The 24359-nt window shown below is 43.2% G+C and carries 19 protein-coding genes; 6 read left to right on the top strand and 13 right to left on the bottom strand.

The window, feature by feature from the left end:
- Window positions 1-230 precede the first annotated feature (230 nt).
- The 3 genes from acpP to AB5618_RS09800 form a co-directional block, all read right to left on the bottom strand.
- Window positions 231-464, bottom strand: coding sequence for an acyl carrier protein (acpP, locus tag AB5618_RS09810; protein WP_021924300.1), 234 nt, complete (start codon window positions 462-464; stop codon window positions 231-233).
- Window positions 465-566: 102 nt separating this feature from the next.
- Window positions 567-1787, bottom strand: a complete 1221-nt coding sequence (locus AB5618_RS09805) for an FtsW/RodA/SpoVE family cell cycle protein (protein ID WP_330589330.1) — start codon at window positions 1785-1787, stop codon at window positions 567-569.
- A gap of 389 nt (window positions 1788-2176) precedes the next feature.
- Window positions 2177-5758 carry a hypothetical protein gene (locus AB5618_RS09800; protein ID WP_368366717.1) on the bottom strand — a complete coding sequence of 1194 codons (3582 nt, stop codon included), beginning with the start codon at window positions 5756-5758 and terminating at the stop codon, window positions 2177-2179.
- 348 nt (window positions 5759-6106) lie between these two features.
- Here AB5618_RS09800 and AB5618_RS09795 point away from each other — a divergent pair, with 348 nt between their 5' ends.
- Both AB5618_RS09795 and AB5618_RS09790 read left to right on the top strand, forming a co-directional pair.
- Window positions 6107-6727, top strand: a complete 621-nt coding sequence (locus tag AB5618_RS09795; protein WP_368366716.1) for a TetR/AcrR family transcriptional regulator — start codon at window positions 6107-6109, stop codon at window positions 6725-6727.
- Between the two features lie 35 nt (window positions 6728-6762).
- A complete protein-coding gene (locus AB5618_RS09790; RefSeq protein ID WP_368366715.1) occupies window positions 6763-7536 on the top strand; it encodes a DUF6062 family protein in 774 nt (257 codons plus the stop codon).
- 100 nt (window positions 7537-7636) lie between these two features.
- On the opposite strand, the gene AB5618_RS09785 is transcribed toward AB5618_RS09790, so the two are convergent.
- Window positions 7637-9076: a TrkH family potassium uptake protein gene (locus AB5618_RS09785; protein WP_195379669.1), complete on the bottom strand. Its 1440-nt coding sequence runs from the start codon at window positions 9074-9076 to the stop codon at window positions 7637-7639.
- 12 nt (window positions 9077-9088) lie between these two features.
- Complete coding sequence (gene trkA, locus AB5618_RS09780; RefSeq protein WP_195477929.1) at window positions 9089-10447, bottom strand: Trk system potassium transporter TrkA; 1359 nt, start codon at window positions 10445-10447, stop codon at window positions 9089-9091.
- 603 nt (window positions 10448-11050) lie between these two features.
- Between trkA and AB5618_RS09775 the strand changes: the two genes are divergently transcribed.
- The 4 genes from AB5618_RS09775 (at window position 11051) to AB5618_RS09760 (ending at window position 13168) form a co-directional block, all read left to right on the top strand.
- Window positions 11051-11704: a restriction endonuclease gene (locus AB5618_RS09775; RefSeq protein ID WP_226815948.1), complete on the top strand. Its 654-nt coding sequence runs from the start codon at window positions 11051-11053 to the stop codon at window positions 11702-11704.
- Between the two features lie 139 nt (window positions 11705-11843).
- Window positions 11844-12257 (top strand): spore coat associated protein CotJA, encoded by a 414-nt coding sequence (locus tag AB5618_RS09770; protein WP_330642335.1) that lies wholly within the window; start codon window positions 11844-11846, stop codon window positions 12255-12257.
- The gene (locus AB5618_RS09765; RefSeq protein ID WP_118581087.1) at window positions 12254-12529 is read left to right on the top strand and encodes a spore coat protein CotJB; all 276 of its coding nucleotides are present in this window, start codon (window positions 12254-12256) and stop codon (window positions 12527-12529) included. The genes AB5618_RS09770 and AB5618_RS09765 overlap by 4 nt, the downstream gene beginning before the upstream one ends.
- Window positions 12530-12535: 6 nt before the next feature.
- Window positions 12536-13168 (top strand): manganese catalase family protein, encoded by a 633-nt coding sequence (locus AB5618_RS09760; RefSeq protein WP_173719384.1) that lies wholly within the window; start codon window positions 12536-12538, stop codon window positions 13166-13168.
- A 222-nt stretch (window positions 13169-13390) separates the two neighbouring features.
- On the opposite strand, the gene AB5618_RS09755 is transcribed toward AB5618_RS09760, so the two are convergent.
- The 8 genes from AB5618_RS09755 to fba form a co-directional block, all read right to left on the bottom strand.
- On the bottom strand, window positions 13391-14293 hold the full coding sequence (locus AB5618_RS09755; protein ID WP_187565739.1) for a radical SAM protein: 903 nt from the start codon (window positions 14291-14293) through the stop codon (window positions 13391-13393).
- Window positions 14294-14296: 3 nt separating this feature from the next.
- The gene (locus AB5618_RS09750; protein WP_368366714.1) at window positions 14297-16144 is read right to left on the bottom strand and encodes a sugar ABC transporter substrate-binding protein; all 1848 of its coding nucleotides are present in this window, start codon (window positions 16142-16144) and stop codon (window positions 14297-14299) included.
- Window positions 16128-18029 carry a sensor histidine kinase gene (locus tag AB5618_RS09745; RefSeq protein ID WP_226840940.1) on the bottom strand — a complete coding sequence of 634 codons (1902 nt, stop codon included), beginning with the start codon at window positions 18027-18029 and terminating at the stop codon, window positions 16128-16130. The genes AB5618_RS09750 and AB5618_RS09745 overlap by 17 nt, the downstream gene beginning before the upstream one ends.
- On the bottom strand, window positions 17920-19464 hold the full coding sequence (locus AB5618_RS09740) for a response regulator (RefSeq protein WP_173715654.1): 1545 nt from the start codon (window positions 19462-19464) through the stop codon (window positions 17920-17922). Before AB5618_RS09740 ends, AB5618_RS09745 begins: the two co-directional genes overlap by 110 nt.
- A gap of 271 nt (window positions 19465-19735) precedes the next feature.
- The gene (locus tag AB5618_RS09735) at window positions 19736-20572 is read right to left on the bottom strand and encodes a carbohydrate ABC transporter permease (protein WP_148463676.1); all 837 of its coding nucleotides are present in this window, start codon (window positions 20570-20572) and stop codon (window positions 19736-19738) included.
- The gene (locus AB5618_RS09730; protein WP_148463677.1) at window positions 20572-21426 is read right to left on the bottom strand and encodes a carbohydrate ABC transporter permease; all 855 of its coding nucleotides are present in this window, start codon (window positions 21424-21426) and stop codon (window positions 20572-20574) included. The genes AB5618_RS09735 and AB5618_RS09730 overlap by 1 nt, the downstream gene beginning before the upstream one ends.
- A 194-nt stretch (window positions 21427-21620) precedes the next feature.
- Window positions 21621-22898, bottom strand: a complete 1278-nt coding sequence (locus tag AB5618_RS09725; protein WP_368366713.1) for an ABC transporter substrate-binding protein — start codon at window positions 22896-22898, stop codon at window positions 21621-21623.
- 312 nt (window positions 22899-23210) lie between these two features.
- Window positions 23211-24080, bottom strand: a complete 870-nt coding sequence (fba, locus tag AB5618_RS09720; RefSeq protein ID WP_148463679.1) for a class II fructose-1,6-bisphosphate aldolase — start codon at window positions 24078-24080, stop codon at window positions 23211-23213.
- Between the last annotated feature and the right edge of the window lie 279 nt (window positions 24081-24359).

Here is a 24359-nt window from a genome sequence, read left to right as displayed (position 1 = left end):
ATAGAAAAAATCCCCCTGAAGCCCAGCCTCAGGGAGATCGTTACGTTCACTCCGTTCACCGTAACGCGCTTCGCGATGCACAGAAAGACGAACCTTCTTGTGACAAGCACAAGAAGTAGCGTTTGCTGCGCAAACTTAATTCTCGGGTTTTCTGTGAACTTTGTTCACAGAAACACCTCGCGGAATGTTACCAGTGAACAGTAGCGGGAGATCATCATCTGCGAAAAAAATTAAGCATCGATTCCTTTATCTCTCAGATAGTCGATTACATCACCAACTGTGTTCAGCTCTGTAAGCTCTTCTGCCGGAATCTCGATGTTGTACTCATCTTCCAGAGCCATAACAAGCTCGAAGAGGTCAAGGGAATCTGCTCCCAGGTCATCCTTGAAAGAAGTATCTGCTGTAATTGTCTCTGCGTCGCAGTTAAGCTGCTCTGCGATCATTTCACTCATCTTTTCTAACATTGCTCATTCTCCTTTAATAAATATCTCGAAAACCGGCTTCCATCAGCCGTATGTCATACACTGCGGAAAGTATATAATCTGCTGGCTCATTTGTCAAGAGAATTATAGGATAAATTCCGGCTCCTGGAATTTAATCTGTCTGGCCACACTTAAGGCCAGTCCCATCTCTGCCATCAAGAACAAAATGGAGGTACCTCCATAGCTGATAAATGGCAATGTGACACCTGTGTTTGGCATGATGTTCAGCACTACAGCCACGTTCATAATAACCTGCAAAGCGATATGTACAAAAACACCGCTCACAAGCAGGGAGCCAAACATATCCGGTGCATTCTGTGCAATAAAAAATAATCTGTACAGCAGATAACCAAACAACGCCAAAACCATGATCGCGCCAAAAATCCCAAGTTCTTCACAAATAATAGAAAATATCATGTCATTCTGTGCCTCAGGCACACTTCCAAGCTTCTGGATACTGTTTCCAAGACCTCTGCCAAAGAAACCTCCTGAACCAATTGCATACAAAGCCTGCAGGGTCTGATAGCCATCTCCGCTTGCATAATCCTCCGGATGAAGCCATACCTGAATACGACGTAAACGGAAGTTAGAGCTCTGATCCATATGAGAAAGACTGTATACCAGGATTGCCACCAGAATAACTGCAACAACTGCAAGAATAACAAATGGTTTTGTTTTTGGATGTGCAATAAACACCAGACCTACGGTAATCCCAAAAATAATCATAGCAGTACTCAGGTTATCCGTAAACACATATGCAAACAGGGCCTGAATGCCGCCCATTCCCAGAAGTACCATAGTAGCTTTCAAGGTTTCCACTCTCTTTCCCATTTTGACGATCAGATAGGACAATGTGATGATCACTGCAATCTTTGCAATCTCTGCCGGCTGAAACTGTACCCCAAGCTTCAGCCATCTTCTCGCTCCATGAGAGGTGACTCCCAGGGGAGTCTTTACCAGCACCATGAGAAAAGCGGCTGCTACATAGATCACAAACGGAAATTTCGCCAGAATATGATAATCAAAATAGGACACTATAATTGCCAGCACAAGACAGCCAATACTGTACATTGCCTGCTTCTTGAAGTAGAACATGTCGTCGCCTTCATTAATCTGCGCCATATAAGAGCTTGTACTGTAAAGCATGATCAGGCCAAAGCACATGATCAATATGATTACTGCGACCAGATTAAAATCATAGTAATCTGATTTCGCTTTTTTCATTTTGATCTTGGTCTTATAGCCAGGACCTGCCTTTTTCTTTCCTGACCGGATACTTGCTTTTTTCTTTTTCGCAATATCCACTTTATCACCTTTTTCTGTTCATTTTTATATAAACTCTTTTATTTCCTTAATTGTTTTTCATTATAGCAGACTCTTTTTGCAGGTGCAACCCAAAGGTGCTGTTACTCTGTGACCGGTAACGGCTGCAGTTACTGTTCACTGGTAACATTCCGCGAGGTGTTTTTTGTGAACAAAGTTCACAGAAAACCCGAGAATTAAGTTTGCGCAGCAAACGCTACTTCTTGTGCTTGTCACAAGAAGGTTCGTCTTTCTGTGCATCGCGAAGCGCGTTACTGGTCACTGAGCGAACAGTAACCGGCTGCAGAATTTATCCCGTAATAGAAAAGAGCAGGATACTCTCCTGCCCTTCTCTTGTTCCTTATAGAAATTTATATCTGACCTGCTTAAGATCAGTCTTCGCTGCCATCATCAAAGCCTTCTGTCTCAATAATGAACTTCACGTTGCCGCTCATGGAATCATCTTTTCCTGTGAAAGATGTATAAGCTGCATCATCAGACTGGAGTGCTTCCAGACGATCCAGAACACTCTGGAAATCCTCTTCCATAGTATCTTTCAGTTTCTTGATACCATCATCATAGAACTCTTTCTCACCGTCTTTCAGATCTTTTGCTCCGTCCTTCAGAGTCTTAGCTCCGTCTTTCAGATCTTTTGCCCCATCCTTCAGGTCTTTTGCTCCATCATCCAGGGTCTTAGCTCCATCTTTCAGACTGCTTGTTCCGTCTTTCAGAGTCTTAGCTCCGTCATTCAAATCCTTAGCTCCATCTTTCAAAGTCTTGGTTCCGTCTTTCAGATCTTTTGTTCCGCTTACTAAAGAAGATGTACCACTCTTCAATTCACGAGTTCCATTATTAACACTGTTTGCACCGCTTCTTAACTGGGAAGCTCCGCTTCTCAGATCTGCAGCACCGTTCTTTAACTGTGCAATACCGGATTTTACCTGTCCACTGGCTGCTACTAATGTACCTGCTCCGCTTACAAGGCTCTTGGTTCCTGCTGTCAGCTGGGATGCTCCACTGTTCAGGGTATCACTGCTTGCTGTCAGCTGAGATGCTCCGCTTCTCAGTGCCACACTATTTGCGGCAATCTGACCAACACCAGTTACCAGCTTGCCGGTTGCTTTGCTGATTGAACTGATACCTGCATCAAGGCTCTCCTTTGCACTCTTTAATGTACTTGCGCCATTGAGAAGTGCTGTTGCGTTGGCATTATCCTTGCCCTGAAGGGTATTGATTCCATCTGTAATAGTCTTCTCACTATTAAGGAGCTGATCTGCTCCGCTTGTAAGTGTCTCAGCAGCCTTGGTATCCTGTAACTGTTTATAACCAGCCTGAAGCTTCTCATTTCCTTCAGAAATCTGTTTTGCACCTTCTGCTAACTGATTCACAGAATCTGTCATGGAAGAAAGATCTCCAAGTCCTGCAACCAGACTGCTTACTGCTGTCAGACTCTCTCTTACCTGTGTTCCGGCTGCTTTCAGATTTGATGCTCCTGTAGATAACTGACCTTCACCTGTTTCCTTCAGCTGTGCCATTCCACTGTTCAGGGAATCAGCACCTGTGCTCAGCTGTGCGGCTCCTGCATTTGCGGTCTGGGCTCCTGATTCAACAGAAGCTGCACCTGCAATCAGTTTATCTGCTTCACCAGCTAAAGTTGAAGAGCTCGCTGATGCTGCTTCTGAAATACTGCCAGCTGCACCTTCCAGGGTGGACGCAATCGCATTTAAGGATTCCTGAACACTGCTTCCGTTTGTCTCAGCCTGGACAGCTACCTGTGACTGAGCCTGAATGTTACCCAGCTCACCCTGAGCTGCAGAAGCATTTCCAAGACCTGCATTTAACTGCTCGATTGCAGAATTAATAGCTGCTGCAGTTCCTTCGTCAAGTCCCTCTGTTCCAAGTGCTCCCTGCAAAGTTGCGATTGCACTGCTCATAGAGCTCTGGGTTGCACTGATTGCACCAGCGGCAGCATCTGTAGATACCCCTGCGGACTGTGCAGTAACCGTAGTCTCAATCTGGGCAGCTGCCTCACGGATGCTTGCTGCGGAATCATTCATTGTCTTAGAGGCACTATCGCCGATCTGACTGATTGAATAGCTTGTTCCTTCTTTTAATTTTCCAATTCCGTCTTTTACCTGAGTTGCACCGGAAACAAGAGCAGCTGTACCGTCAGCCAGGCTCTTTGCCCCCTCTGCAACACTTGCTGCTCCAGAAGCAGCCTCACCTACTTTTCCAACGTATTCTGTTACACCATCAGCCAGGGAATCAGCTCCATCTGCATACTGATTCAGGCTCTTCACCATTGTTTCCGGCTTTGCAGCTGCTACATTCTTGGCAATTTCTGTAAGTTTTGCGGAAGCAGCGCTGATTCCTTCTGAAGCCTGCTGGATTCCAGGTGCCAGCTGTCCTACCCCTTCAACCAGTGCAGATGTTCCACTTACATAGTCCTTAGTTCCCTGCGCCAGGGCACTTGCACCGCTTACATAAGTGCTTACTCCGTTAGTCAGCTGAGTTGCACCATTTACATAAGCGGTTACACCGTCTGCCAGCTGATTTCCACCAGCCACATATTTGTTCACACCATCTGTCAGGGATTTCATTCCTTTATTGTACTCTGCCATGTTGCTGTTTACAGTATCAACACCTTCTGTGTAGCTGTTCACACCAGAAGCCAGTGAATCTACCCCTGCAGTATACTGGGAAATACCGCTCTGCAATGTTTTTGCACCGCTGTTTAACTGGGAAGCACCAGTCTTGGCACTTGCCACACCAGCATCAAATTCATTGTAACTGGAAGCCAGTGTATTGGCTCCGCCATAAAGAGTTCTGGTTCCATCGTACAGAGTCTTTGTTCCGCTATATAAAGAAGTTGTTCCGGAATAAAGCTGGCTGGCTCCAGTATTAAGAGTCTTAGCTCCGTCATAAAGCTGGCTGGCTCCATCATCCAGGTCTTTACTTCCATCATAAAGCTGGCTGGTTCCGTCTTTCAGAGTCTTAGCGCCGTCATCCAGGTCTTTGGCTCCATCATAAAGCTGGCTGGTTCCGTCTTTCAGATCTTCGGTTCCATCATAGAGATCTTTCGTTCCATCATAAAGCTCCTTAGTACCATCAAAAAGATCCTTGGATCCATCTACCAGCTTCACAGCTGCGTCATCCAGCTCATCCAGGGAATCCTGAAGCTCATCCAGATCATCGGAATCTTCAAGATTCAGGCTGCTGAGCAGATCTGTAACTGCCATGGTGAAAGTATTTCCCATAGTACAGTCTGTAACATCAGCTTCCATGGTAAAGCCTTCCGGAATATCAATCTTATCGGAAAGGTCATCGCTTAAATCCAGGCTATTCTTTAAACCTGGAACTGCAACTCCTACAACCATTTCCTTGTCGCCATCGGAAATCACCTTTCCATTATCAATGGTAACATTGGAAAAATTATCGGAAGAAAGGATCATTCCGGTTACCATAACAAACGGAGAATAAACTTCTACGTCTTTTTTATCAACTTTTACTGTTTTTTTGGATTTGTTTGTATATGAAACTTCCATACGAAGATGTCCACTCTTGCCTGCAAGTTCCTCTGGAGTAATTTCCTGGTCATCCAGATAATATTTGATCTTCATATCTACCGGAAGTTCCTTGTTGGAAGTTCCCTGATAGTAAATATCACTGCTGTCTGTATTCCATGTAACCTTGTCACCATCCTGGGTAAAGGTTTCATCACCTTTTACATTCTTGATTCCTTCCAGGTCAGATACATCGGATACATCTCCCTCTGCTGATCCGGAATTCTTCAGCCAGTCAGATACGGTGATGTCTTTTACTTCGCCTTCTGCAGTGGCGTTTACATATACGGTTTCTTCCTTGGATACTCCATTGTCTGCTTCCTGGGCTGCAGCAATTACCGGTGTAGTTCCAAGGACGGCAGCCATTCCGGCAGCCATTGTAACATTCAGAATCTTTTTATTTCGGTTCATGTTAGCCAACTCCTTAATTCTTAGTTAAATATCTGACGTCTGCAAACTCCTCCCGCTGTCCTGCAGCGTATCTGTTTTCCCGACATCAGTTAGTCATCTCTTAGCCTATGAAAGTTATACAACAAAACTGACCAGTAGTCAATATCTGCTTTTTACCCAAATCTTTTCCTGTTTTGATATTGACTTTTGGTCATTTTTGTTTAAAATAGAAATAAACCACCATAATTATCAAGAAAAGTTCAGATAGTGAAGCTGTAATTGTAACAACCGGCTTTTATTGCTGCTGGGAGAGACAGTAAACTTTTATTTATAGAATGTCTGACGGACATAAGCTTAGGAGGAACTGGCATGGGAAAACTGGAGTTAAATAAAAAAAGAAAGAAAAGTGCTCTGTACAACACTGCCTTTGAACTCTTTACCACTAAGGGGCTTGCCAAGACAACCATTTCCGATATTGTGGAAAATGCAGGAGTTGCCAAAGGAACTTTTTACCTCTATTTTAAAGATAAATATGATATTCGAAATAAGTTGATCTCTCACAAAGCCGGCGAACTTTTTTCCGAGGCGCATGTCGCTCTGGAAGCCTCCCACATTACCGGTTTCACTGCGCAGCTTCATTTTATTGTAGATAATATTCTGGACAGGCTGGAAACTGAGAGTAGTCTGCTTGGCTTTATTTCCAAGAATCTGTCCTGGGGAGTTTTTAAGGATGCGTTTCAGGAACAGGCAGATGACGATGATTTTCCATTTTTTCAGGAATATCTCAATCTTCTGGATCAATCTGATGTACAGTATGATTCCCCGGAGCTGCTTCTTTTTACCATTATTGAACTGGTAAGTTCCACAAGTTACAGCTGTATTCTTCACTCCCAGCCAGTCTGTCTTGCTGAATACCGTCCTTATCTTCATCGGACGATAGACTGTATTTTGCAGGCATTTATCCATGGAGCAGATGTTGAAAAATTATAGACTTATACATTAAAATCCTGAAGGAGACCTTACAGATGAAAGAAAAATTATATACCATTCCCCTGATGGATGCTTTTAAAGCAGAGGACGAATGCCCTTTCTGTTTTGTGGAGCGCCAGCTGGAACAGCATGCCATGGATTTCGTTTTAGGTGCCGGCGCATCTTATATGGAAGACGATGTACGGGCAGAAACTGATAAAATGGGCTTTTGCCGTACCCACTATAAGAAAATGTATGACTACGGAAACCGTCTGGGTGCAGGGCTGATCCTGAAAACCCATTTTCAGTACAAAACAAAAGAGCTTCATGAACAAATCAGGATTTTCGCCCCTTCCAGGGCTTCCGTTTTTTCCCGATTTAAGAAGGAAAACACAGATACAGATGCACCGAAGACTTCTCTTGGCGTATGGGTAAAAGAACAGGAAGATACCTGCTATATCTGCAATTTTTATAAAGATACCTATGCAAGATATCTGGATACTTTTTTCGAACTGTTTAAAAAAAATCAGGAATTTCTCCCGCTTTTTGAAACCTGTAAGGGATTTTGCATTCCCCATTTCGGAGATCTGGTTGAAACAGCTGAAAGTGCTTTATCTGATAAAGAGAAAAAAGCCTTTTACGCTATCCTTTTCCCAATGATGGAGCAGAATATGCAAAGGCTTTCTGATGATCTGGACTGGTTCTGCGATAAGTTTGATTACCGCAATAAAGATGCGGACTGGCGTACTTCCAAGGATGCACTGCCGCGTGGAATGCAGAAAGCGGCAGGAGGATATCCGGCAGATGAGCCTTATACTATGGACAAGTAAAACCAAACAAGCTCCTGTTCGTTGCTTACGCAAATAAAGACTCCTCAAATTAACATTCTTTAGAGCGTGTTAATTTGAGGAGTTTTTTATTTGTCAGTTTTCAGAACTTTCTCCAGGTATCTCTCTTAAACAAAAGTAACAGCGGGAATACTTCAAGCCTTCCTGCCAGCATATCAAAGATCATAACACCCTTAGAAATATAAGAATACGTATTAAAGTTCCCGGTAGGTCCCACAGCTCCAAGCCCAGGTCCTATATTATTCAAAGTGGCTGCGATCGCGGTGAAATTGGAAACCATATCCAGATTGTCCAGACTTATAATCAACAGTGAAGTAACAAAAATCATAATGTACACAAACAGGAACATGTTTGTAGCTCGCACCACCTCATGGGGAATCGCCTTATCATCCATCTTGATCTTCTTCACTGCATTTGGGTGCAGATACAGCTGCAGTTCCTTGCGTGCAGATTTACACAGGATCAGAAGACGGGATACCTTGATACCGCCGCCTGTACTTCCTGCACAGGCTCCCACAAACATAAGGATAACCAGAATAGTCTTAGAAAATACCGGCCACACATTGAAATCTGTGGTAGCATATCCAGTAGTCGTAATGATGGATCCCACCTGGAAAGCAGCCTGCTGGAAAGCTCTTCCAAAGCTTGTGAACATTTCTCTTGTATTAATAGCGATAGCTACAATGGCCAAGCCAATAATCCCCAGATAGTAACGTACCTCTTCATTCTTGGCTGCCTGCATTACTTTCTTCGTCAGAAGCAGATAATAGGCATTAAAGTTGATTCCAAAAAGAATCATAAAGACCGTAATCACCACCTGATTATACGTGCTGTAGCTTGCAATACTGTCATTTTTGATACCAAAACCACCGGTACCTGCGGTACCAAAACTAAGGCACAATGTATCAAACAGAGGCATTTTTCCAATGAGAAGGAAAATGATCTCCACAATAGTCAGAATAATGTATATGGTATACAAAATCTTGGCTGTGGACTGTACCTTCGGCACCAATTTGCTGACAGACGGTCCCGGGCTCTCTGCTTTCATCAGATTCATGTGGTATCCACCGGTAAGAGGCAGCAGGCAGAGAATAAATACCAGTACTCCCATTCCGCCAATCCAGTGGGTAAAGCTTCTCCAGATCAGCATACAGTGAGACAGAGCCTCCACATCACTCAAAATACTGGCTCCAGTCGTGGTAAAACCGGAAACAGTCTCAAATATTGCATCTATAGGATGGGGAATACTTCCTGAAATAATAAAAGGAAGGGCTCCTGCAATACTGAGTACCAGCCAGCTGAGAGCAACTGTAACAGCACCCTCTTTGGCATGGAATACTTTGCTTTTTCTTTTTCTCCTGGTAAGCGGAATTCCGATTGTCAGGCAGATCAGCATCGTGATCAGAAATGCCAGACCATTTTTTTCCCGGTAAATGATTGCTGTTATTCCTGGCAAAATCATAAATGCCGCTTCAAAATTGAAGATCCAGCCAAGAATATAAGATATCATGGAATAATTCATGTCCGGACTCCTTTACTTTGCAAGTATATCGTTGATATCACGAAGACCTCTGTTAGTGGTAACAATTACAACTCTGTCTCCAATTTCCAGGGCATCATGTCCACGGGGAATGCGCACACTGCCATCCCGGTAAAGACATCCAACCAGAAGATTCTTCTTCAGATTCAGTTCGGACAATGTCCTTCCTACAATAGGTGAATTATCACAGATCTTAAATTCCAGGGCTTCTGCCTTTCCATCCAGAATGTGATACAAGGTCTCCACATTACTTCCAATGGAATTCTGAGTTGCTCTTACATACTGCAAAATATAATCTGCAGTAATGTATTTCGGGTAAATAACACTTCCGATGTCCAGACTGTCAATAATATCGTCATAGGCAAGTCTGTTTACCTTGGCAACCAGCTTGGCATTCGAAATAGTCTTTGCGAAAAGGGAAAGGAAAATATTCTCCTCATCCATATTAGTCAAAGTTACAAAGGACTCAGCACTTTCCAGCCCCTCTTCCAGAAGAAGGGAACGGTCTGTGCCGTCACCGTTAATAATCGTAGCATCTGTAAGTTCTTCGCTTAGGAACTCACAGCGGTTCTTATCTTTCTCAATTACCTTGACTTTGATCTTCATGGCAAGCAGGGCCTTGGCAAGATAATAAGAAATAGTTCCGCCTCCTACGATCACGGTGTTCTTTACCTGATGGGTCTTCAAGCCAATCTTTTTAAAGAAAGCTGCTGCATTTTGCGGGGTAGCAAGAATAGAAATCACATCTCCATTCCGGATCACATTGGTACCGCCTGGAATGGTAGTATAATCTTTTCCCTCAATAGCGCAGAAAAGAATATCGCAGCGAAAGTGCTCAGTAATCTGCTGAATGCTCTTTCCATCCAGTTCAAATTCAGGCATTACTTTAAATTTCAGAAGTTCTACCTTGCCTCTGGCAAAAGTATCGATCTTTATGGCGGATGGAAAACGCAGAAGTTTTGAAATCTCCTGTGCCGCTGCCAGTTCCGGGTTGATGATCATGGTTACGCCCAGACGCTCCTTGATAAAACCGATCTCCTTACTGTAAATCGGATTACGCACACGGGCAATTGTGTGGCAGTGACCAGTCTTCTGGGCGATCAGACAGCACAGAAGGTTCATCTCATCTGATACAGTAACTGCGATAAGAATGTCTGCTGTCTCAATTCCCGCTTCCATAAGAGTATTGATACTTGCTCCATTTCCAACAACGCCCATAGCATCTACTTCATCTGTAATCGCATTAATCCTGTCCGGATTGATATCGATCAAAGTTATATCAGTATCCTCTTCCTGAAGCTGTTCTGCAAGTGTACGTCCAACTTTTCCACACCCGACAATTATAATTTGCATAAATCCTCCAAATATATAAATAATAGGAAAATGTCAGGTCACAGACAAAAAGTGAGTCTGCTCCTAACATTCTAAACACTGCTATTATAGCACTACTGTATGTTTTTGGAAATAGTCATTTTCTTACAGTAAATCTTAGAGTGTGTTTGAAGTTAACTGTGGACTTTGTTCACAAAAAGCCCGGGAAGTGCGGCGCGAAATCATGCGAATGCGTGATTTCTGTGCATCGCGAAGCGCGTTACTGTGAACGTAGTGAACAGCAACGTGTTGTTCGAACAGGTGTTTACTTTTTATTTCATATGTAGTACAATGACTTTATCTCTATAAATATACTTTTATTTCATTTTCCCGAATTTGGCTTTCGCCATTAACTTTATAAACAGGATATTTTCCCCAGAAATGGAAGGAGGCCGGTGCTTTCGCACCGGCGCGTATGAAAAAGAAAAATATTAAATTAAGAAAGACTTGGTGCTTTCTACAGTTAATAATATACGAAACAAATGTGATAAAAGTGTGAAAGACTTTTGAAAAAATCATGAAACGATTTCTGCTGTTTTTGTATAAAAAAACGAAACAATAACTCAAAATAAGGGATTTTACCAGATGAACGGACACAAATTTGAATATAAATGCGCCCGAATGCTGCGTCGAAAGGGATTTCACCATGTAGAAGTTACAAAAAAAAGTGGTGACCAGGGTGTCGACATCATTGCCTACAAACATTTTTCCAAATATGCAGTTCAATGCAAATATTATTCTTATCCAGTTGGGAATAAAGCCGTGCAGGAGGTCTATGCCGGGGGCAAATACTATGACTGCGACCGCTGCATCGTTATGACAAATGGCACTTTCACCAAAGCAGCTATCAGCGCAGCCAATAAATTAGATGTAAAGCTATGGGACAACTGCTCTATGTTAAAGAGTACAAGTCTGATTTTTGAAATAATGAGAGCGATGAATATTCTTGGAATCCTATTTGGATGTTATCTTCTAAGAAATGTTTTTCCATTTTCTGCGGATACTTATATGCAGTATTATCGGGAATTTTCCCTGATTCTTGCTGGGCTTCTTGGCTGGTTTGGCTGGGAGAACTGGATATTAAGTACTTTAGCTGGAGCACTATACCTTTTCCTTGGATTTACATTTCAAGGAGCAGGCAACGTTCCTGAATTTCTGGCTGGCGGTGTAAATCTTGTCTTTCTGATTCCCTCACTGATTTATTTTGTGCATGTGTATCTTTTAAAACCAAAGCCATAATAAAAAATACCTTCAGTTCTTTTCACTGCACCACCAGCAACAGTATACGTAACTATTACATTCTCTTATATAAACACATTTATATATTTTTACATAGAATAAAGGGAAAGACCTTACGGAATAAGGAAAGGATCTGTTTATGGAAAATTATCAGATGAACCGTTCGGGCTGCCGCCCTTATAATAGAACCTGCGGGATGATGAATTTCTCTCCCGCTCCACTGTCGCAAATGCGGCGAGAGACTTCTTGCAGCGAAATGAATTGTGAGTCCTCAGACTGTACCAGACCATATAAAAATTCCGGTGATTTCATACCTGTGAAGTCTTCATACAATCCGTCAATTTCCCAAACACCAAACTGCCCCTGCACTAAACCAGTTTCATCAAAAACAGATAATATGTATGAGCACCTGAAACACCTGACACCAGCAATGGCCTATGTACCATATCAGAATTTCACTTCAGCCTATGATCTTGACTATGCCTTGTCTGTGGGCACTATTTTCCCACAGCTTTGTAAACCATTCTGTGGAAAGAGAGGTATTCGAAGATGATGAGAAAGCAGCCTTCCCCAAGATGCTCTTTTTTACAGCAGATCAATGAGGTTAGTTTCGCTGTCAATGACATGCTCCTTTATCTGGATACTCACCCTGAGGATCAAAAAGCATTGCGCTATTTTTCCGATATTTCTGACCGTCGCAACCAGCTGATGGCCGAATATGCTGAGAAATACGGTCCTCTGACCATCGACAGTGCAGCTGTAAGCAGTGAAAATGCATGGAAATGGTCTCAGCAGCCATTTCCATGGGAAAAGGAAGGAGCGTGACAGTTTATGTGGAATTATGAAAAAAGATTACAGTATCCAATCAATATCAAAACGCCAAATGCGAAGCTGGCTCAGTTCATTATGAGCCAGTATGGTGGCCCGGATGGAGAAATCGGTGCTTCTATGCGCTATCTCTCCCAGCGCTTTACCATGCCGAACCGAACCTCTGCAGCTGTGCTTAATGATATCGGTACTGAAGAACTGGCACATCTGGAGATGGTTTCCACCATGGTTCACCAGCTTACCCGTGACCTCACTATGGAAGAAATTGAGAATTCCGGGCTGGGACCATATTATATTGACCACACAGTTGGCGTGTGGCCACAGGCAGCAGGGGGTGTTCCATTTAATGCCTGCGAATTCCAGAGTAAAGGTGATCCAATCACGGATCTATTTGAAGACCTTGCAGCAGAACAGAAAGCACGCTCCACTTATGACAATATTCTCCGTGTAGTACGAAATATCCCGGAAGTTGCTGATCCTATCCGTTTCCTGCGTGCAAGGGAAGTGGTACATTTCCAGCGATTTGGTGAAGCACTTCGCTCCATCCAGGAACAATTGGATGCTAAAAACTTCTACGCTTTCAATCCAGGCTTTGACAATCCCTGCTCTGCAAGCTGTGCACCTGAAGCAAAATAGCATATGCTGCTGGTCATAAAGATAACCGTAACAGCAATACACATCTCACAGAAAACCTTTTTTAAACACGCTCTAATACTGCCCGGCAATTGCTGGGCAGCTTTAAAACAGTAGTCAGCAGGCTTTTTCTCCCCATGCCAATTGTTCGTTTACTCAACTTCAAAGTCACCACAAATATCCTCTGGAACTATATCATCGGATTCGTGCATAATACTTTTTCTTTCATACCCCTTCATAATCAAACGCCGGTATAAAACTTTCCTCCGCGGTCTCCCCTTCCTGAAAATAGCCATTTTCAATTCCAAGCTCAATGGCAGCGTCCAGCACCTTTTCATACTCTCGTCTGGTCACTTTCCGATTCAGTTCCGGAAATTTCTCATTCTTCCAGACAGGCGTATATTGGTTCATTACGCTGATAAAAATATCCTCCCCATAAGTCCGGTACAGATATTTCAATACTGCAATAGAATTTTTGGTATGCCCTGGCAAAATCAGATGACGAACAATTGTCCCGCGTTTTATATATCCATCCTCCGCAAACTGACAGGAACCGGTCTGACGCATCATTTCGGCAATTGCACTCTGCGCCGCCTGCGGATAATCCCTTGCGTTGGAAAAAGCAGCAGCCAATTCAGGCTCCATATATTTCATATCTGGCAGATATACATCCACATAACCATCCAGTCTCCGGATAGTTTCCACGCTCTCATACCCACTGGAATTGTACACGACTGGAAGATTCATTCCCTTTCCTCTGGCCAGCTCCAACGCCGAAATAATATGCGGCACATAATGAGCCCCAGTGACCAGATTCAGATTTGCCGCCCCTTTTTCCTGCAATTCCAGAAAAATTTCAGCAAGCCGCTCCACTGAAATTTCTTTTCCGGAATCCCCAATGGCAATATCCCGGTTCTGGCAGAAACAGCACCGCAAGCCGCAGCCAGAGAAAAAAACAGCCCCTGATCCTTTTTTTCCTGAAATACAAGGTTCCTCCCACATATGAAGAGCGGCACGGGCAGCCCTTATAGTACTGTCCATGCCACAATATCCTCTTTTGCCCTCCAGACGATTCACATTACACTTCCGGGGACATAAGGTACAATTCTTAAATAATTCTTCTCGCATAAATTACGAATTCTCCTCTCTGATCTTCTCGGTCAGTTCCCTTCCCCCCTGGTCATACCACTCTTCCACAAAGGTATCAAAGTAATCCATGGGCTGCTCTCCCATGATCATCTGAATAAAAGCATTTTTCTCCAGGGAAGCAAGCATGTTGGGAATCTCTCCATCCGAATCAACCAGATATGGTCTGCGCACCGAACTATAATGGCCGTCAACCAGCACGCCCACTGCTGAAATTCTGGACTTGTACGCAGCCCAGTCCTCTACAGTTACATTTTTCCCGCTCAAATACTTCATACAGGCATCATAGTAAGACTTCTCCAGTGCGCTTAAATTACTTGCCTTCTGCTTGCCGGACATTACTCTCCGGATATCCTTCGTAACATTATAAATCGCCTCATTATAATCCACATTAATAACCAGCGGTCTGGCTGTAATGTCCACATTCAAAGCAAAATAGCTATTGATCTCATCCGCATTTTCCTCATCTTCGAACCTGCTGTAATCAAACAGAACACTGATAATTTTCATTACAATTTCCGGATGTTCGTAACCCTTTCTCACAACCACATATTTGTTGTCCCGAAAAGAAGCATAAACGTTATCTTTTTCCTGGTATTCAGCAGTAAGGTAATAAGGCTCCCAGTCTGCTTCCGGATCATTCTCAGCCACATCCATAAGCGGGTTATTCGGCGCCCACCAAAGTCCAAAAAACGCACCGCATTTACCTTCCACTACCAGATCACGGAGATTATTCTGAGCACGCAGGGCAAAGTTCTGATCCAGTATTCCTCTTTCATATAGCTCCCGCAAATAAGCAACGGCAGATCTGGTCTCCTCTGTCAAAGAGCCATAGATAATTTCCCCGTCTTTGTCCTTGATCCATCTTCTTGGATAAGAATAAAATTTTTCAAAAACAGGTTCCACCGAATAATTCTGACTGGTAGTAGACACAAAATTGGTATCACACACAAGTCCCACAGGATCTTCCCCTTCCTCTGCTCCCATCCTGTTTTCCTGAAAAACCTGGATAATATCCATAGCCTCTTCCAGAGTCTCTGGCTCTGCAAGACCCAGCTGATCCATCCAGTCCTTTCTCATCCACAAAAGACAGGGACCGTGGTCGATTACTGCTTCCGGAAGCGCCATCAGCTTACCATCAAAGGTTCCTGCACCGAGAAGCTGTGGACCATAGCTGTTATACATGGCCTTGATTCTCGGGGAGGTACAGTTTGCATAAACCTCAGTCAGATCCTCCACCATGTCATTTTCCACAAGAACATTTAAAGTCTCCCTGTCTGAAACCACCAGTACATCCGGCAAAGTGTGATCATTTACCAGCACATTCACATACTCGTCGTAGCGATCCTCCCGCTCCATATAGGCATTTTCATTCTGCACGTTCAGAATCTCTTTCAGATATCTGGTATAAGCGCTGTCTTCGTAGGTATTTCCTGCTGGAAGATTGGAATTATTGGCACCGCTCATCTGTCCTAAAGTATAAGTCACAAGCTCCGGGTACTTTCCATACGGAGTTGTGGAAGCTTTTTTCCACAATCCGCTATCTGTAGAATTATCTGTCTGGGATTCTTCTGTTTCTGTACTTTTCTCTGCATCCGTTCTGTTTTCTGCTGTCTTTTCCGTCTCGTTGTCTACAGTGCCTGGGTCAGCTGCATCAATTCCGGAATCACTGCATGATTCCTCAGAAAGCTCATAATCTGCTTCTTCGTATTCCACACCCGTTGTCTCTTTTCCCATATTTCCAGCTGCGCTGTCACAGCCAGTCAATAAACCGGACGAAATCACCATGGAAAAAGTCAGTCCCACTACCAGAATTCTATTTTTTTTCTTCACTTTTTCCACCTTTCTTTCCTGTTGTGTCCTCTGTGTCTTCTTCCGGCTCCTGCAAAAACTTTTTCGCAGAAAACTCTCCGGCTGCCACAGCCTCCTCATCCGCTTTTTCTCTTGGAATTCTCATTTCCACCCTGGTGCCTTGATTGATCTGGCTAAACACCTTGATTCCATACTCCATCCCATAAAGAAGCTGCATTCTGTCATTGACATTTTTAAGGCCATATCCGGAAGCCTTGTAAGTCACCAGCTTATCTGCCTCTTCCTGTTCCATTCCTGGTCCGTTATCCTCCACAGCAAGAAGCACATCCTCACCGTCCTTTACAAAAAACAGTTTCAGAATCTTCTCTCCTTCTTCTTTCATGTCCAGCCCATGCTCCAATGCATTCTCCACAACAGGCTGCAGCAGCAATTTGGGCACAATATCTCCTTTCACCTCCGGGTCAATGTCCCAGATCACCTGAAAATCATTGTCATGCATCACCAGCTGAATGTCCAGATACGCCTTAATATTCTGAATACAGTTATCCACAGTTACCATATCCTGCCCCTTACTTAAAGCAGTCCGGTAAAACATAGATAAGGACAAAGTAACCCTACTGATTTCCCTCTGATTGCTTCGAATAGCCATCCAGTTGATAACAGACAGGGAGTTATACAAAAAATGAGGGTTGATCTGGGCAGTCAGTGCCTTCAGTTCAAACTCTTTCAACGCGATCTTATTCTCATAAACCTCATGGATCAGACGGTTGATCTCGTCCATCATGCTTCGGAAGCTGCGCACCAGAAGACCAATTTCATCTCCGGCATTGCTGTCCACCGTAACCTCACGGCTGCCCTGGTTTACCCGGTTCATGTTAGCGGTAAGCTCCTCGATCTTTCTGGTAAAAAGTCTGGAAAAAGAAAGTCCCAACACCAGAATTATGGCTACACAGGCTGCAATCAAGGGAATCTCGCTGACCAGGATTCCTGCCACAGAGCTGTCCACTGCTGATTGCAGCTTATACAGATAAAAAATCCATCCGCAAGCCGCGTTCTTCCGTTTTACAAAAGCATAATCTCCCTGCCCGGACTCCAGAAACTCCCTGGAGACAGCCTCTCCCGAATCCTTTTCTTCCTTTTCACCCAGCATTTCCTTCTGAAACAGAACATTTCCCTCTTTATCCAGGATCATGCCCCCGGATTCTGCAGAAATAATCTTTTCAAAGGGCTGAAAAATCTTATTATAATCCAGTGTAACGCAAAGAACTGCTGTCTGCTCTCTGCCAGTATAAATCCGCCTTACAGCTGCAATCTCCGGTATCTGGCTGTCCACCACCCACTGCACAGACACATCCTCTGCCAGTTTGTCATACCACCACTCCTTATCCACCTCTGACAAAGGCACAAGTGTATACTCATGGCGCACTTTAATGCTTTCTGCAAACAACTGGATCTGTATAATGGCATCATGATAAGACTTTGGTACAGACAAAAGAGGATCTGCTACTTCTGTATATTTTCTATACGCTTGATAATTATCCATATTTTTCTCCGTGATCAGATCCTCAATATCCGGGGAATAAGTGAGATAATTCAGAAGACTGGAAAAAACTTCTATCTGGCTGTCGATTCCCTCTCCGGTCTGCTCCAGAATGGAAGACATATCCTCCATTTCTTTTTCCCGGAGCAGACTGCTCATGCGGTCATGACTATACAATACAAGCAGGATCATAGGAACCAGGCTGGCTGTCACAAGAAGAATAGTCAGCTTATGACGATATTTCATATTTTCAAATTTATTCTTTATGACTGCCGGTATTTTCATCCTCTTCACCGGTTCCTTTCCGATAGGACTCCGGGCTGCTTCCATAATATTCCCTGAAACTTCTGCAGAAATAAGAAACATTGGGGATTCCTACCTGTTCGCTGACCTGTGCCACCTTCATATTGGAATTACACAAAAGCTCCTTCGCCTTTTCCATCCGAACCACACGTATAAAGCGGTTCAGGTTCATACCAGTCTCTTTTTTAAAAATAAAGCTGAGATAACCAGAGGACAAATACACCTTCTCTGCCAATGTCTCAAGACTTAAATCTTCCGCATAGTGCTGGTAAATATAATTCTTCACAGAAGCAACTTCATCTCTGGAATCACTCATGGAACGCTCCAGAAACTCCTCATACTCCTTAATATTCTCCTGGGTGATTGCAAGGATCTGTTTCAGATTGGTACAACTGTACAGCCGCTCAACCTCATGATCCAGCTTCCGCTCCTCAGAAAACTGATTTTCCTGGAAAAGCTCCTGGATCACATTGGAAAAAACAAATTTCACATACATGGCAGAGAAACGGGTATCATTCTCATATTTCTTCACCAGACATTCAAAATGCGTCTTCAGCTGCTCCACATCTTTGCGGGAAATGTCTTCGGAAATCTTCTCCATCAGACGGGAATCCTGTGTCTCCGCATTCACCGGCTGGCTGTCTGCGGTCTCATTATTAAACACATGCACATCCGGATGATAAAATTTCTCCTCCATGGTCTGCTCCAGCTGGGACATGATTTCAGGCAGCGCCTCATGCCCTTCAAACCGGCTACTCACTGCAAGGTGAAAACTTGCAGAGTAATTCTGCTTCAAAAGGTCATATAAATGCTTGGCAACCAGCTGATAATCGCAGTACACATCTGAAAAAAACAGCACAGACTGTCTGGTATTCAGATTCAGGTAAAAGAAATTCCGGTGCAATCCCTGCATCAGTTCCTCATCAATGTTATCTGGAACATTGTCAAAAAATGCCTTATCTGATTCGATGAGAATCGCACAGTGCCACTGCTCCCAGTTAGATTCATCTAAAATTTCCCCAGCCTTTTTCAACACTTCTTCATTTCCGGAATACAGGTAAGTCTGAAGAAAATACTGAAGAAGAAAATTCTTCCCTTTCTCTTCCTTCTGCTTCTTGGACCGGATACTTTGAAGCTCTGCTTTTACTTTCCCGATAGTTGTATGAAATGTATCCGGATCAACCGGCTTCAGCACGTAATCCTTCACTCCGTAACGCATAGCTTCCTGGGCAAAAGCGAAATCACTGTATCCACTAAAAATTACAATTGGAAGATTGGGATACTCTTCTCTGACCTTGCTAGCCAGCTCCAGACCGTCCATATGAGGCATTTTTATGTCTGTTAAAAGAAAATCAATCTCTTCACTTCGCAATACATTCAGTGCCTGCCTGCCATTGGCAGCCTCATGGATCTCGTATTCTCCCTCTTCCTGTGCCAGAAGGAATTTAATTCCCTCCCGCTCAATTTTCTCATCGTCTGTTATCAAAACTCTGTACATATTGGTACTCCGATCTTTTATTATATTTAACACCGGGACAACTCTTCCAACTGTCATTTATGTCCGTCTGTCAGAAAAGCCAGAAATTTCATATCGCCTGTTGCTTCGCCCCATTTTTTCTGTCTGGCGCACATGAAATCTTATATAAAGATAAAGATAGCCCCTCGCATCTCTGCAAAGAACTATCTTTATTTTAACATTCTGGTATCATATTGAAAAGGGAATAATCTCCAAATTTCTCAGGTAAAAACCGTTCTTTTACCCAAAGAAATCAACCCTTAACTGCACCTGCAACAACTCCCTCGATAATATATTTCTGGCAAACCAGATATACAACAATAATCGGGATAATGTCGATCATAATACTTGCCATCATCGGTCCCATCTGTACATGACCATAGCTTCCACGGAAATACTGGATTGCCATTGGGATTGTTTTATATTTCTTAATATCCAGAACCAGTGTTGGAAGAAGATAATCGTTCCATACCCACATCAGCTCCAGAATTGCAGTAGAGATAATGGTTGGTTTCAAAATCGGAATCAAGATCTTAAAGAAAACCTGCAGAGGACTGCATCCATCAATCATGGCAGCTTCCTCAATTTCCAGCGGGCTTCCTTTTACAAAACCGGTAAACATAAATACTGCAAGTCCGGCACCAAATCCAAGGTAAACAATGCAAATGGTGTATGGATTATTCAGTTTCAAAGTATCTGCTGTTTTTGCCAGGGTAAACATAACCATCTGGAAAGGAACAACCATACTGAATACGCAAAGGTAATACAGAACCTTGGAAAGCAAGCCGTTTACACGTACAATGTACCATGCGCACATAGAGCAACAAAGCAGAATCAAAACAACAGACATAACTGAGATCACAAGGCTGTACCAGAAGGATTTCAGGAAATCCATCTGTGTGACGCTGGCTATAAAGTTCTGGATTCCGTTCCAGGTCTCAGATGTAGGAAACTGGAAAACACCAGATGTAGTAATTGCGGACTCCACTTTTAAGGAGTTAAACAGGATCATAACAATCGGGTAGATCCAGATAATTGAAATTACGGAAAGAATTATAGTTGGGATAATACTTTTTTTCTTATCTGCCATTATGCCTGCACCTCCTTAGATGATGTTGCACGAAGCTGGATCAACGCGATCACAACAACCAGTACAAAGAATACAACTGCTTTTGCCTGGCCGATCCCCTTCCATGCAGGGCCGCTTCGTCCGTAGAATGTATCGTAAATGTTCAGTGCCAGTAACTGTGACTGTTTTCCAGGATCTCCGCCTGTAAGGGAAAGGTTCTGGTCGAACATCTTGAATCCGTTTGTAAGAGTAAGGAATGTACAAATTGTAACAGATGGCATGATCATCGGAATCTTGATTTTAAACAGGATCTGTGATGCGGTTGCGCCATCAATCTGTGCGGCCTCAATCAGATCCGGAGATACGTTATTAAGACCAGCCACATAAATGATCATCATATATCCAATCTGCTGCCATAACAACAGGATGATCATTCCAATAAAACCATTTGTTGCAGACAACTTCAGAAGAGGCTGTCCCCACATGGAAAGCAGACCGTTTAACAGTGTCTGCCAGATATAACCAAGTACAATACCACCGATCAGGTTCGGCATGAAGAATACAGTACGGAACACGTTTGTTCCTTTGAAGCCTTTTGTCAAAGCCAATGCAATGGAAAATGCCAACACATTAATCAGAATACTGGAAACAAATGCGAATACAACGGTCAGCCAGAATGCATGACTGAAGTCACCGCCGATAAAAATTTTCTGATAGTTGGAAAGTCCAACCCAGACTACATCTTTTACAGTTGAAAATTTACAAAATGAAAGATAAATACCCCAGATAAACGGCCATAAGAAACCTATAATAAATGCAGCCAATGTTGGCAGAACAAATACCGGCCACCATTTTTTCAGAGATTTTCCTACCATTTTTCACTCCTCCTTTTCCTGTTATGACACCTTTGTGGAAGATTATCCACCACCCCAAAACATTACATCATTTTCCCATTAAAATGGGGAGGCTGTATTTCGCCTCCCCACCCTGTTCACCATTCTATATTATGTCCTGAATTTCTTCTGGACATATTATATGCTGTTGGAAAGAAATTTATTACCTGTTACGATTATTCGGAAAGAGCTTTCTCAGTTGCCCAATTGTCAACGAATGCGGAAACTACATCATCCCAGGAACCGCTTCCTGCTGCATATAATGTAAGCGCTGTACCAAGACCGTTCTTCCACTCTTCAGATGGCATTGTTGTGAAGTTCCATGATACAGGTGTAAGGCCAGCTGCTGTATACTCTGCATCCTGTTTTACAAATACGTTTGTGGGCTCCTGTGCTGTTTTGAAAGGAATTGTAAAGCCCAGGTCTTCTGACATAGCCTTTGTTCCATCCTCAGAAGTTACGCACCAGTTCATGAAATCAAGTGTTGCCTGAATATCTTCTTCAGAAGCTTCTTTGTTTACACACCAGAAGTTCTCTGTACCAGTTGCAAGACCTTCGTTCTCATCATCAACACCGAAGTAAATCGGGATCATAGCCAGCTCATCATCGCTGTATGTCTTGGACAGTTCGCCATATTCCCAGGAACCATTCTGATAGAATACTGCATCACCGTTGATGAACTCGTTACGGGAGTCATCTGCTGTCTTAGCAGAAAGCTCTGCTCCATCGCAGGTAGAATCTGTAATGTAAAGATCAAATACGTTCTTATAGTTATCAAGGTATGTTCCCTTGATTGCATCTGTATCATCGATACCATCTGCCTGATACTCATAGTAGATTGGGAGGTTTGCAAGGTGTGTTTTGAATCTCCAGTCAGAGGATCCGTCCATACCAGTACTTGTGAAAGCACCCTTTACTCCAAGCTCATCTTTTCTTGCCTGGATGTCATCAGCAACCTTTTTCAGATCATCAAAACTCTTAATATCGTCTACTGTGTAACCAGCTTTTTCCAGTAAGGTTTTGTTTACGATCAGTCCATAGGACTCGATTACGTATGCGATACCATCAACTGCATCACCATCTTTTACAGTGTAAGCATCAGATGTAAGCTGTGAGTAGATATCAGATCCGGACAGATCATAGCAGTAATCTTTCCAGTTCTTAAGTCCTACTGGTCCGTTTACCTGGAAAAGTGTAGGAGCATCGCTCTTAGCCATCTCAGACTGAAGTGTGGTCTCATACTGTCCGGAAGCTGCTGTAACAACTGTTACCGGAACGCCTGTTTCTTCTGTATATTTTGCTGCCAGGTTCTGCCATGCTTCATCCTGCTCTGGTTTGAAGTTTAAGTAGTAAACCTTTCCAGCTGCATCATCAGCCATAACCGGTAATGCCGGTACCATAGAAGCTGCCATAACTGCGCTAAGTCCCATTGCTGCGATTTTTCTCATCTTCATAATTTTACTCTCCTTTTCTTTGAGAACCGTTTCTTAAGATGTTTATATAATACTGATTTTTCTGTTAAAAAACCATGATAAAAAATCAAGAAACATGTTCATTTTTTTAGAGAGTGATATTTGAATATGGATATTTTATCGCAACTTGTACAAAACATTACAATTTTTATCAGGTCCGGACTTTGAATAATAATTCGGGTCACAAGCCAGAACCTGTTGGAAAAAGCAGTCTGTGAAACATCTCATATATGCAAAAGAGGACTGCTTGCGCAGTCCCCTTTCTCGTTCCGCATGTGCGGAGAAAAATCATATTCAGGCTTTTCCAACGGATCCGAAGATTTCCATTTTCTCTTTAACAGTAGCCTTGATTGCATCGAAGCCAGGTGCAAGAAGCTTACGTGGGTCATATCCTTTACCCTGCTGATCTTTGCCTTCCTCGATGTATTTACGTGTAGCATCTGCGAAAGAAAGCTGGCACTCTGTGTTAACATTGATCTTGGAAACTCCAAGGTCGATAGCTTTCTTGATCATGTCTGTAGGAATACCTGTACCACCGTGAAGTACTAACGGCATATCACCTGTAAGCTGCTGGATTGCATCCAGAGTCTCAAAGCTTAAGCCCTTCCAGTTAGCCGGATATTTACCATGAATGTTACCGATACCTGCTGCCAGGAAATCGATACCAAGATCAGCGATCATCTTGCATTCCTTAGGATCTGCGCACTCGCCCATACCGATAACGCCATCTTCCTCACCACCGATGGAGCCAACCTCTGCCTCTAAGGACATTCCATGCTCTCTTGTGATCTTAACCAGTTCTTTAGTCTTAGCAACGTTCTCTTCGATCGGGTAATGAGAACCGTCGAACATGATGGATGAGAATCCAGCCTCAACACATTTCAGGCATCCTTCATATGAACCGTGATCCAGGTGAAGTGCAACCGGAACAGTGATCTTCTGCTCTTCCATCATACCTTTAACCATTCCAACAACGGTCTTATAACCAGCCATGTACTTACCAGCGCCTTCGGAAACGCCCAGAATAACCGGGGAGTTCAGTTCCTGTGCTGTAAGCAGGATAGCCTTTGTCCACTCAAGGTTGTTGATATTGAACTGACCTACTGCATAATGTCCAGCTTTTGCTTTTTTCAGCATTTCTGTTGCATTAACTAACTCATACATGATAAAATTCCTCCTATCTTTGGAAACACCTTAACTATTTCCATTGTCTGTAGTTTAGCAGATTTTTCCCCATTCGTCTACCTCTTTGCAAAAAAAATGAGTTATTGATTCTTTTTTCATTCCCCTCGCGTGTACAATATCAAAAAAACTGAAAAAATATCTTGCAAAAACTTTCTTCTTTGTATATAATAAATTCATTCACGGATGGATTCCCGAGTGGCCAAAGGGGACAGACTGTAAATCTGCTGGCGATGCCTTCGAAGGTTCGAATCCTTCTCC

Origin of the sequence: Ruminococcus sp. J1101004sp1_RTP21198st1_B9_RTP21198_201120, assembly GCF_040924245.1 — a bacterium.
Lineage (GTDB): Bacteria > Bacillota > Clostridia > Lachnospirales > Lachnospiraceae > Blautia_A > Blautia_A faecis.
Note: the sequence above shows the minus strand (reverse complement) of the source record. Positions and strands in the feature narration are given on the sequence as shown.

Coding starts and splice junctions, on each gene's coding strand:
- acpP (WP_021924300.1), bottom strand. CDS start 464: ATGTTAGAAAAGATGAGTGAAATGATCGCAGAGCAGCTTAACTGCGAC.
- AB5618_RS09800 (WP_368366717.1), bottom strand. CDS start 5,758: ATGAACCGAAATAAAAAGATTCTGAATGTTACAATGGCTGCCGGAATG.
- AB5618_RS09795 (WP_368366716.1), top strand. CDS start 6,107: ATGGGAAAACTGGAGTTAAATAAAAAAAGAAAGAAAAGTGCTCTGTAC.
- AB5618_RS09790 (WP_368366715.1), top strand. CDS start 6,763: ATGAAAGAAAAATTATATACCATTCCCCTGATGGATGCTTTTAAAGCA.
- AB5618_RS09785 (WP_195379669.1), bottom strand. CDS start 9,076: ATGAATTATTCCATGATATCTTATATTCTTGGCTGGATCTTCAATTTT.
- trkA (WP_195477929.1), bottom strand. CDS start 10,447: ATGCAAATTATAATTGTCGGGTGTGGAAAAGTTGGACGTACACTTGCA.
- AB5618_RS09775 (WP_226815948.1), top strand. CDS start 11,051: ATGAACGGACACAAATTTGAATATAAATGCGCCCGAATGCTGCGTCGA.
- AB5618_RS09770 (WP_330642335.1), top strand. CDS start 11,844: ATGGAAAATTATCAGATGAACCGTTCGGGCTGCCGCCCTTATAATAGA.
- AB5618_RS09765 (WP_118581087.1), top strand. CDS start 12,254: ATGATGAGAAAGCAGCCTTCCCCAAGATGCTCTTTTTTACAGCAGATC.
- AB5618_RS09760 (WP_173719384.1), top strand. CDS start 12,536: ATGTGGAATTATGAAAAAAGATTACAGTATCCAATCAATATCAAAACG.
- AB5618_RS09755 (WP_187565739.1), bottom strand. CDS start 14,293: ATGCGAGAAGAATTATTTAAGAATTGTACCTTATGTCCCCGGAAGTGT.
- AB5618_RS09745 (WP_226840940.1), bottom strand. CDS start 18,029: ATGTTTCTTATTTCTGCAGAAGTTTCAGGGAATATTATGGAAGCAGCC.
- AB5618_RS09740 (WP_173715654.1), bottom strand. CDS start 19,464: ATGTACAGAGTTTTGATAACAGACGATGAGAAAATTGAGCGGGAGGGA.
- AB5618_RS09735 (WP_148463676.1), bottom strand. CDS start 20,572: ATGGCAGATAAGAAAAAAAGTATTATCCCAACTATAATTCTTTCCGTA.
- AB5618_RS09730 (WP_148463677.1), bottom strand. CDS start 21,426: ATGGTAGGAAAATCTCTGAAAAAATGGTGGCCGGTATTTGTTCTGCCA.
- AB5618_RS09725 (WP_368366713.1), bottom strand. CDS start 22,898: ATGAAGATGAGAAAAATCGCAGCAATGGGACTTAGCGCAGTTATGGCA.
- fba (WP_148463679.1), bottom strand. CDS start 24,080: ATGTATGAGTTAGTTAATGCAACAGAAATGCTGAAAAAAGCAAAAGCT.